Here is a 1,213-nt window from a genome sequence, read left to right as displayed (position 1 = left end):
CTGGGACTTGTTGTTCGAGAAAAGCGCTTAACAGTAAAGAATTCGGCCTAAAGGCGGGCAAAGAAAAACCGCAGCGCAGGCTGCGGTTTTTCTTTGCTCAATCTCAGCGGAAGTAGCCTTCCACCCCCAAATTTAAACTGTTGTATTCCAGCTCTTCACCCATTTCATCTTCAAAGCTGTAGAAGGTGTAACCCGCGACAATACCGCCGTTCCCCTGATTGAAAAGAAATTTACCACGCAGGCCATAGAAAAAATCCCGACCATCGCTGCTGCTTTTCGACGTCCCGAGGGCAGTGGTAGTAATGGATTCGCCATCCCAGTTCTGCAAACCCAATGCCCCCCAAGTAAACCGTATCCGCAAGTGGGAACATGATATCAGCCGCCAGGTACAGACCATCGGCATCCACCTCATATTCGCCTATCTTCATTCCACCCGTGAACACCTCTCCGGATTGCTCCCCGAATTGGCGGTAGCCAATACGAAAAGAGGAAGCGCCACTAAAAGCATACCCCCAAGTACAGGTCTGGCCCTGTGCTGGCACCATCATCTTCTACGTTGAAACCACCACCCAGAGCATCTTCCAGCTCATCAGCAAAATTACCGGTATCCAGCGCAAAGCCTCCACCCACAAGAAAGCCCCCTCGCAGGCTATCTTCAACAGCCCAGGAGTTTCCGGTGGCCAAGGCCACCAGCAGCGTCACTAGGGAACCTCTGAAAAACTCCTTGCGTACTCAGTCTTTCAGGCTGGTTCGNAATCTATACCCCATTCGGGGCACAGAGGGCGCACTTTTGAAGGTGTCCCCTAACTGGGATCGAGATATGTCCATCCATCGAAAAAGCGCAACAACGAGTGCGGGCCAGCCTGGATGACCCGAAGCACCCGTTCGGGCATAAAGGCGCGGCCTGAAGCGCACACCTGCTGCGCCTTGCCTCTCGGAAAGGGAACCACCCTGACCATCAAGACAAGACGCAACAGCTGCACGCTTCAGGCCACGCTGAGCATGCAAGGAGTTTTTCAGAGGTTCCTTAACCTTTTGAGGATATAAGGTGAGCCTCTTTCTTCGCGATGCAAGCATCGCTTCCCACAAAACCACCACCCCATAAAATGAAGCCTCTCTGTGGGAGGCGATGCTTGCATCGCGAAGAAGATCTTAACGAAGAAACCCGGCCTAAAAACTTTCGCCCAACTGAATAAAGAAGACGGTATCGTCT

Annotated in this window: 2 protein-coding genes; both read right to left on the bottom strand. The window is 52.4% G+C overall.

Annotated features, from left to right (window positions below):
- Positions 1–103 precede the first annotated feature (103 nt).
- A complete protein-coding gene (locus A3730_RS32670; RefSeq protein ID WP_231880735.1) occupies positions 104–328 on the bottom strand; it encodes a hypothetical protein in 225 nt (74 codons plus the stop codon).
- A 170-nt stretch (positions 329–498) separates the two neighbouring features.
- The gene (locus A3730_RS32665; protein WP_063519302.1) at positions 499–702 is read right to left on the bottom strand and encodes a hypothetical protein; all 204 of its coding nucleotides are present in this window, start codon (positions 700–702) and stop codon (positions 499–501) included.
- Between the last annotated feature and the right edge of the window lie 511 nt (positions 703–1,213).

It is taken from the genome of Alcanivorax sp. HI0044, from assembly GCF_001634945.1.
This window is presented reverse-complemented; position numbering and strand designations above follow the sequence as displayed.